Raw genomic sequence first — 8,722 nt, 5'->3', positions numbered from 1 at the left:
TAGCCAATCACTTGACTAGCAGGGCTTACTGATATATTTAATTAACTTTGGTTATAATTGGTTAAATAAATCGTAACAGTTAGTTACCCTTTAAACGGACTATCCAAATGCAAATCAGCCGCATGTATAAACTTCACTTGTTTCACAAATAACGATCCTTTCTGTATTTAAAAAGTTTCCCTTTATTTTACCACGCAATGTCATATATTTCTTTGCATATTCTAGCGATTTATGACAAAATAGTTATAAGATTCTGATTTTAATTATTGGAGGGAATTTTCATGGGAGTATACGTTCTAACAGTCTTTGAAAAAGATGGTTCAAAAGCATTAGACGAATCATTCGAGGCGGCAACTGAAAAAGAAGCGAAAGCAAAAGGTGAATCTATTTTACAAGAAAAAGGATTGCACGAAAAAACACATCGCTGCACATCTTCTGCAGGTAAACTCGTTTTATTCCAGCGCTAAAAAAAGAAGCGTCATCCGCTTCTTTTTCACTCTACTATATCTTCGTCACACCACGTAAACACCACATCTAGAATGCGATTACCGATACGTACGCGTTTATTCCATTTACCTGTTTGGATCTGATGTTGCAATTCCGCTTTCATCTTTTCCGTCCAGTCGTGAATCGTTTCACTACCGTCGTACGGATATACGCTCGGAAACTCTTCCTGCAAAAGATGCAAGCTCTCTGCATCAAAATGAAAATGAAAGAAGTAGTTTGCTGTAAGCGATGGTTCTTGCAATTGTAAAAAATGATCATCAACTTGCTTTCTATTTCTATAGAAAGTAAAGATATTCACTTTACCGCTCGTAATTTGGTCAATTTGAATTTCGTGCTTCTCTATAATCACGTCTTGCCCACCTCGTTGTATACTACCTTTAGTATATATGTCTTTTGCAACAAAGTTAACCATTTTCGCGCGAAATTCATTTCCTTCATTATAATCCCGTACCTCCAAGTACGATCAGAACAAATAAAAAAGTTGAAGGGGAGCGATCACATGTATTTCGGAAGCAAAGGTTGGTATGTAAAAGAACTTAAAAAATTAGGTATTCGTACTTACGAAGGTAAAAAACTAGAATCTTATCGTACGCATGTGTTATCTAGTTTACTTGAGAGAATGAAGAAAGCTTCGGCTTAATAAAAAAAGCAAGAAGCTACTTTTTAAAGTGGCTTCTTGCATTTGAACAATTCACTATCCTTTGTACTAATCATATCCTAAGCGAACAACATTCCCTTCCATATTATTGTTTAAAGTCATTACGAATTGAGCTATATATATTTAAATTATTTTTTGTTTTTTTCTTTTATCTTCTCAACTTCATTTTTTATATCCTCAGATATAGCCACATCAATATTCCCTTTATATTTCTTATATTCTTGGAATAACATGTTTGCATTTTGGTTGAATGTCATCAGAGTTCCACTAGGAGATTCTGTTTGTTCTTTTAAAGATGTAATAGTTCCATACATCTTTTTGTATTCATCATAAAGTTCTTCATACTTATTTGGATTTTCTTTCGCAGCTTCAGAAACAGTTTTTAATTGCGCCTCCATATCACTATATATAACAGAAGATTGTGCCACCATTGAATTGAGCGATTTTTTCTTAGCATTGACAGCTATGTTGAAATCCCGGCGGTCATCAATTGCTTGAGACCAAGCCTCTGAATATTGTGGTAAAACAATATCAGCAACAAACCCCATTAGTTCAATATTATTATAAAATTCCGCTGCGGCTTGAACATAACCAGCTTCTCGCTTTTTCTTTTCTTCCTCTTCTTTGGCATTTTTTTGTAATACATTCATACTCACAAGAGCTATAATGATCACAACAATTCCTAAAATTCCCCCGATTATCTTTTTGTTCATGCTGACTCCCCCATTTATGTATAATTATTAAATTATATTGGTAAAAGCAAAATAAAAGCACTCTTTCGAGTGCCTTTAACTATTCAACTTTTAATGTAATTTCTTTACCTGTCATACCGCCGCGAGCTTTTAAAACTAATCCTTGTGCATCAGCAGGTACATCAAAGATGATTTTACCTGTTTGAGATAAACCAGGGTTAAGTTGCTTTAAGAAGAAATCAGATTGACCGCCGTTACCTACATCAAAAGCCGTTTGAGCTTGTGTAGAGTACGTAAATTCACGATCTTTATTATCAACTAATTTGAAGCTGTTAGCATCAACAGTAATAGCATCTTTTTGATTGTTTGTAACTGTAACTTCAACTACTTTAAACACACCTTGTGCTTTTTCTTTTAAATATTCGCCACCTACAGAATCTACTGATTCAACAGATCCTACAGCGATTTTAACTTTAGAAGACTCACCTTCTTTAGAAAGTTCTTTTTTAGGTTCTTCTTTAGTAGCTGGAGCATTAGTTTCTTGTTTTGGCTCTGTAGAAGATTTTTCTTTTTGATCATCCCCGCCACCTAATGCCGTTCCAATGATACCTAGTACGATTAAACCGATAAATCCTAAACACCCAAACTTAAAAATTTTACCCATTAAATACTTCCTCCAATGATAATATGTAAGATTTAGAAACTCATCATATCAGATGACCCGTCTTCTTTGTGTCGTATTTTGTCGAATGAAAACAAAAAATAAAAGAGAATTTTTCCCAAAATATCGTTAAAAAACGGAATTCAAGAGGGAATTCCTTCCTTTTCATCTTTATATGAACAGAAAATCTATTAATTCCCTCCTATAACTATGTTTTTCTGCCCACTTCTCCCTATTTAAAACTTCTCTCTCACAATTCCAACAAATGTATACACAGCACCTTTCTGTTCCCTTCTATCTAGTACTAATGCAATAAGCGCACAAGCTAAAAATGCTATAATAAATCTAACTAAGCTAAGGGGGAACAATTATTTTGCTTGGAAAATGCATTCAATTTCATAAGTTTGGCAATCCGAAAGATGTATTACAGGTTAAATATAGAAATATAGAACCATTAAAAGATAATGACGTTTTCGTTCGTATGCTAGTCAGACCGATTAATCCATCTGACTTAATTCCAATCACCGGAGCGTACGCACATAGAATTCCTTTACCTAACATACCCGGTTATGAAGGTGTTGGTATTGTAGAAAATGTAGGCGCGGGCGTTTCTAGAGACCTTATTGGCACACGTGTTTTACCTTTACGCGGAGAAGGCACTTGGCAAGAATATGTGACAACATCGGCTGACTTTGTAGTCCCTATTCCTGATTCCATTGATGATTTCACAGCGGCACAAATGTATATTAATCCCCTTACAGCATGGGTTACGTGTACAGAAACATTAAACTTAAAACGAGATAGCGTTTTATTAGTGAATGCTTGTGGATCCGCTATTGGACATTTATTTGCTCAGTTATCGCAAATTTTAAACTTCCAACTCATTGCAGTGACAAGAAATAGTAAACATACAGAGGAATTACTACAGCTTGGTGCCCGTCATGTAATCGATACTTCCACTGCCCCGCTTCATGAAACAGTTATGAAGTTAACAAACGGAATAGGTGCAGATGCTGCGATTGATTCTATTGGAGGATTCGACGGGAATGAATTAGCGTTTTGCGTACGTCCAAATGGACACTTTCTAACTATCGGTCTTCTATCAGGCGTACAAGTAAACTGGGCAGAGATTGTCACGAAAGCAAAAGTGCACGCTAACATATTTCATTTACGACACTGGAATAAAGACGTATCACCGTATAAATGGCAGGAGACGTTTCGTCACTTAATCCGTTTAGTAGAAAATAAACAATTATGTTTTATGACGGTACATTCTACATACGACTTAGCAGATGTGAAAACTGCGGTTGATGTTGTGCAGTCTGCTGAAAAAGCAAAAGGAAAAGTATTTTTAACGAGTTATGAAATGTAATGAAAGGATCCATTTTGCTCTATTTTTTCAAAATGGATTTTTTATTCTTTATAAATCTAGATTTAGTATCTCCGTTTCACTTACCTAAAAAATAATATTGTCAACAGAACTAGCATAGGACTACAATCATTCTTTATCTCCTTGGGTTGCTCCATTTCCTTTTTTATTGATGCTTCTCTCCTTCTTCTTTCGCATGTCCACTTTTTTGTTTTCCCCTGCTCTATAACCAAAGTAAAGTAGCGCACAAGTAATAATGGAACCTACAATGTATCCTAAAAAACATCCTAACCAAAACATAATGTAACTGCCCCCAATGCATTATAAATTCTATGTAACAAACCTCTTTAATTGCTCAATCGTTTATTTCCATGAACTACATACTCTCTAAGGCGTTCTCGGTACCTCCGTTTTTCATTACAAATTGGAAACTTTCCTTAACCACTCCCTCTATGAACAATCTATCTTCTCCATGTACATCACCATCTCTACATTTATTCATACCACTAATTCTCCCATTTCCTCAAACTACGATTTTATTATTTATCACAAAGTTCACACTCACGTTAAATAGCTGTAAAGATTACTGTATTTCTGACTTTTCCCCTTGAAAACGTTATATACTACATTTGAAATAAGCAAGTACGTCTGCTTATTATCAAAATTCCCATGCGATACCCTTTATTAATTGCTAGGAGCAATCCTAGCTTTTTTATACAATTTTATTAAACAAAAGAAAAATAGAAGTGAAAGATCTTATGGCCTAAATTAACAGAATGGCCCTTTTCTTAAAGAATAAAGCCAATTCTTTTTACTTCTCAACTTGAAAACAAAAAATCCCCTCAAAGCATAAGCTTCAAGGGGTGAGCCTGTTTTTTATTCTATTATATACGTACAGCTGTACCACTTACAGCGACCATTAACATTCCATCACGAACAACTTCATAATCTACGTCAACACCAACGATAGCGTTCGCACCTTTTTGTTTTGCAAGTTCTTTCATTTCATTCATTGCAATATCACGAGCTTCTTTTAACTTGCTTTCATAAGCACCAGCACGACCACCGACAACATCGCGAACTGAAGCAAATAAATCACGAACAATATTTGCACCCATAATAGCTTCACCATTTACAATATCAATATACTCAATAATTTCTTTACCTTGGATTCCAGACGTTGTTGTTACAATCATGACTGACACTCTCCTAATAACTTATAGTTTTTTTATGTGCTTTCTTATGTCTTTATTATGACATGGAAAAAGTATCTAATCTATTGAATTACCTTACATGAATGTGACAATTCTGTAAGAATTAAATATTATTTTACCTTCTTCTTACAATCACTACATTAATTGACAGAAAATTGTTATAATTAAGTTGGAGGAGGGGATAAAATGAAGCAAATCACTTATATATGCGCCCTTAGCGTTCTATCTTTCACTTTAATTGGTTGTACAAGCACCTCAGCTACAGATAAAACTTCACAAGCTAAGCAAGAACATACACAAAATACCTTTCAATTAAACTCCGCAAATATTACAGACATTGAATTACTTAGAACAACCGATAATGATATTTCCAAATCTCAAACAGATAATGAGGAAATGATAAAGTCTATCGTTTCAGCAGTTCAAAACGGAACACCGAAAACAATCACACTAGATCCACAAAAGAAACAATCTACGCATTCTACTATAACCGTTACATATAAGGATGACTCAAAAGAAGAGTTTTTTGTGTGGGTTGATAATAAAGAACAAATTACGATCGCTAAAGATGAGAAAAAAGATAAAATTGATGGTGTAATATTGAATATTGAAGACGTTAAAATGATGAAGGATTTTTTTAAGAAAACATCTTAAAAGATGTCTTCTCTTTGTACATTAAAAAGGCCTACCTATTTCCGTAGGCGGGCCTTATCTTTATTACACAATATCAAAGTATACTCTCTTTTCCTCTGAATTTTCATGTAATTATACATATTCACAACAATGCATGTAGTAAATTCTAAATTGTGGGCATGTTCTACAAAATTACTTCTTTTAAAAGAAGTAACTTATCAATTTTTTACTAACTTTAGCTATATAGGGTCACCATACATAACAAGTAAAAGAGGAGTGAAATTTCACTCCTCTTTTACTTGTTATGTATTTCAACACGCATTAGATCGCTACTAGAATTTTGCTTCTCTAAGCTTATCTCTATTTTAAGATTGTTTTTATTTATATCAAATTTACCTGTGCGTGTATTAGAAGCCACTATATTATCAATCTCTGTACTCAAATTTAAGTTTGGATTTATCATAGTGATCCACTTTTCCCCTAAATCTATTAACGCCTTATTACCTTGACCTCTATCAATTACAAAATTAACAGTAAAGTTATTTTCATCATCACCCTTGACAGTGAAATTCCCATAAAATTCTGGAATCCCCTCTAATACCGGAGAGAATAAAACAATCTCTGAACCTGGACCGCCTATCGCTGCATACTTTAATTCCGCATTATATTTTGTGTTGATTTGAGTAACAAGATTTTGTGCTTCCTTAGATACAGATCTTTTCAGTACAGATGAGCTCTCCATCCAACCTTCATAATAATAAATATCATCGTCTGCTAAATCTTGCGGGATAACAGTAGGCTTTGACTCAGGCTCTTTTTCTGGTTTTTCGAATTTAATAATTGCATTGTATAAGAATTGTGCATATTGCTCACGAGTTACAATTTTGTAAGGTTCAAACATATTATCGCCCGTGCCAACAGCAATTTTATTTTCTTGTAATGCGCTGATAGCATTTGTTGCCCAGTAATTTTTATTTACATCTTTGAAAGTGGTAGTAGATGTCGCTTTTAATTGAAAGGCATTTGTTAATACAGCAGCCAATTGTTCACGTGTTAAAATACTATCTGGACCAAATTTCCCATCGCCAAATCCACTTATAATACCAGCTTTACTAAGAGTTAAAATCTCTTTTTCAAACATATGATTTTTCACATCTGTGTAAGGGTTTGGTAAGTTAGGTTCATCCGCTGGCTTCAAGTAGGCATATAACATTCTAGCTACTTGTCCACGTGTAATACTATCACCAAAACCAAATATTCCATTTCCATAACCCGATACAATATTTTTCTCTTGTAAATCCATAATCGCTTTATAAGACCAGTGATTTTCAGGAACATCTTTAAATCCTATTGTGTTTTCTGCTTGCACATTTGTTAGAGGAGTTAGTGTTGTTGATGCAATAACTGTCCCTGCCAAAATTAGTTGTTTAAAATTCATAATTGAATCCCCTTATCCTTAAAATAATATGTTCATAAAGAATATTGCACACATCTTTTTCCATATTAACATACAAAAATCTTCATTGTAGGTTAATTATGGATATTTTAAGTATATTATTCCATTGGATATCGTTTACAAAATGAAAATCATAATAACTCGTTTCCAATGCGCATTCTTTTCCTTTATCCATTTTAAAAAGATATCATTTACGAACTCAAAAAATCCCCCAAAAGCATCAGCTTTAAGGGGATTTTCCTATCATCTTCTCTCTTCATACAACCGATTTGCTTTATAAGAGCAAACGAAAAACAGACATGTCGCAACAGGGATAAACGTCCAAAAAAGTCCTCTCATTAATGCAAATGGCGTTTCAAATAAGAATGACCATAAAAATGATACACCTTGCTTATCCCATAATCCTGGCGTCAAGTATAGTTCTTTCGGATTTACAAATGCGTCTAAATTAATCGTGTTATTATACATAAATAGGAGTAATATCGGCAAATAACAAATCGCTAATTCTAAAAATGTTTTAGACAGACGCTTATACTTCCCTGCTCGTGACATTTGATCTGAAAAAATGTCATCTTCACTTTCCTCATTTACCTTTTTAAAATAGTACGTACCTGACCACCGATTACCAGCTATATGCTCCCAGCCACTATCTTCAAATAATGTGCAGTAATTAATAAAATCACTTTTTCTACTAAATACTCTATGATCTATTTTAATCGTCGCATCTTCTGTATCTTGCGTATTAGTATTTTTATATTTCAAAGTTTTATATAAAAACTGTGCATACTGTTCACGCGTTACCGTACTATATGGCCCAAACTTTCCTTCCCCTATACCAGCTGCAATCTCGTTTGACTGCACGGCACTAATCGCATTTTCACCCCAAAAATCGTTTGGAACATCGTTAAATGTATGTTTTTGTTTCGCAGAAAGATGAAAAGCATTTGTAAGAATTTGCGCCATTTCTGCACGATTCACAGAAGCTTTCGGTCTAAAATCCCCTTTCTCATCCCCTTTAAATACCCCTGCATTCGTTAACATTAAAATTTCCTCAGGGAACATCGTAGAGTTCTCGTTAATATCACCATAAGGATTATTAAACTTAGATCCATCTTTTAATATGTAAAGAGCATTATTATTACTAAACGTTCCACCTTGTTTATTCGGAAGCATTACACGATACACTAAAGCCGCTACTTGCTCCCTCGTCGCAACATCTCCAAAACCAAATATCCCATTTCCATAACCGGAAATAATATTTTTACTCGCTAAATCTTTAATCGCAGGATAAGACCAGTGCGATGTTGGCACATCGGAAAAAGTAGCTGACTCCGCAGCTTTAATCTCACCAACATCCGCACACAATAAAGCGCTTCCAATAATGGTTAATGAAGTAATTGATTTTAATAGTTTTGTGAACATAAAACCCGCTCCCCGTCTGTCTGAAGTGAACCCTGAAAACGGGACACCTATTAAAACACCTAAACCATCTGTTCCCTAAATTCTTTAGGGGATAGGTGGTTTAATTTTTC

The 8,722-nt window shown here is 34.3% G+C and carries 12 protein-coding genes; 4 read left to right on the top strand and 8 right to left on the bottom strand.

What is annotated here, in order from left to right:
* Window positions 1-281: 281 nt before the first annotated feature.
* Complete coding sequence (locus tag MR065_RS26290; protein WP_000539550.1) at window positions 282-467, top strand: YhzD family protein; 186 nt, start codon at window positions 282-284, stop codon at window positions 465-467.
* Window positions 468-493: 26 nt separating this feature from the next.
* Here the strand turns inward: MR065_RS26290 and MR065_RS26285 are convergent, their stop codons facing one another.
* Window positions 494-856: a hypothetical protein gene (locus MR065_RS26285; protein ID WP_242215641.1), complete on the bottom strand. Its 363-nt coding sequence runs from the start codon at window positions 854-856 to the stop codon at window positions 494-496.
* Window positions 857-1,006: 150 nt separating this feature from the next.
* Here MR065_RS26285 and MR065_RS26280 point away from each other — a divergent pair, with 150 nt between their 5' ends.
* Window positions 1,007-1,147 (top strand): YflJ family protein, encoded by a 141-nt coding sequence (locus MR065_RS26280; RefSeq protein ID WP_000273536.1) that lies wholly within the window; start codon window positions 1,007-1,009, stop codon window positions 1,145-1,147.
* Window positions 1,148-1,293: 146 nt separating this feature from the next.
* On the opposite strand, the gene MR065_RS26275 is transcribed toward MR065_RS26280, so the two are convergent.
* Together MR065_RS26275 and MR065_RS26270 are read right to left on the bottom strand one after the other, a co-directional pair.
* Entirely contained in the window at window positions 1,294-1,878 is a 585-nt protein-coding gene (locus MR065_RS26275; RefSeq protein WP_242215640.1) for a hypothetical protein, read from the bottom strand.
* A gap of 79 nt (window positions 1,879-1,957) precedes the next feature.
* Window positions 1,958-2,521, bottom strand: coding sequence for a DUF4352 domain-containing protein (locus tag MR065_RS26270; protein ID WP_242215639.1), 564 nt, complete (start codon window positions 2,519-2,521; stop codon window positions 1,958-1,960).
* Window positions 2,522-2,891: 370 nt separating this feature from the next.
* Here MR065_RS26270 and MR065_RS26265 point away from each other — a divergent pair, with 370 nt between their 5' ends.
* Complete coding sequence (locus MR065_RS26265) at window positions 2,892-3,890, top strand: zinc-dependent alcohol dehydrogenase family protein (RefSeq protein WP_242215638.1); 999 nt, start codon at window positions 2,892-2,894, stop codon at window positions 3,888-3,890.
* Window positions 3,891-4,016: 126 nt separating this feature from the next.
* Here the strand turns inward: MR065_RS26265 and MR065_RS26260 are convergent, their stop codons facing one another.
* From MR065_RS26260 to MR065_RS26255, 3 genes are all read right to left on the bottom strand, one after another.
* A complete protein-coding gene (locus MR065_RS26260) occupies window positions 4,017-4,187 on the bottom strand; it encodes a hypothetical protein (protein WP_242215637.1) in 171 nt (56 codons plus the stop codon).
* Between the two features lie 76 nt (window positions 4,188-4,263).
* Entirely contained in the window at window positions 4,264-4,389 is a 126-nt protein-coding gene (locus MR065_RS27545) for a hypothetical protein (RefSeq protein ID WP_255295609.1), read from the bottom strand.
* 382 nt (window positions 4,390-4,771) lie between these two features.
* A complete protein-coding gene (locus MR065_RS26255; RefSeq protein ID WP_097904075.1) occupies window positions 4,772-5,083 on the bottom strand; it encodes a heavy metal-binding domain-containing protein in 312 nt (103 codons plus the stop codon).
* Window positions 5,084-5,287: 204 nt separating this feature from the next.
* Between MR065_RS26255 and MR065_RS26250 the strand changes: the two genes are divergently transcribed.
* On the top strand, window positions 5,288-5,755 hold the full coding sequence (locus tag MR065_RS26250; protein ID WP_242215636.1) for a hypothetical protein: 468 nt from the start codon (window positions 5,288-5,290) through the stop codon (window positions 5,753-5,755).
* Window positions 5,756-6,029: 274 nt separating this feature from the next.
* Here MR065_RS26250 and MR065_RS26245 read toward each other — a convergent pair whose 3' ends face one another.
* Both MR065_RS26245 and MR065_RS27540 read right to left on the bottom strand, forming a co-directional pair.
* Window positions 6,030-7,172, bottom strand: coding sequence for an S-layer homology domain-containing protein (locus MR065_RS26245; protein WP_242215634.1), 1,143 nt, complete (start codon window positions 7,170-7,172; stop codon window positions 6,030-6,032).
* Window positions 7,173-7,433: 261 nt separating this feature from the next.
* Entirely contained in the window at window positions 7,434-8,612 is a 1,179-nt protein-coding gene (locus tag MR065_RS27540) for an S-layer homology domain-containing protein (RefSeq protein WP_277927553.1), read from the bottom strand.
* Window positions 8,613-8,722: the final 110 nt, after the last annotated feature.

It is taken from the genome of Bacillus cereus group sp. BfR-BA-01383, assembly GCF_022663495.1.
GTDB lineage: Bacteria > Bacillota > Bacilli > Bacillales > Bacillaceae_G > Bacillus_A > Bacillus_A cereus_AU.
The sequence above is the reverse complement of the archived record's forward strand: the minus strand, read 5'-3'. Positions and strand labels throughout refer to the sequence as shown.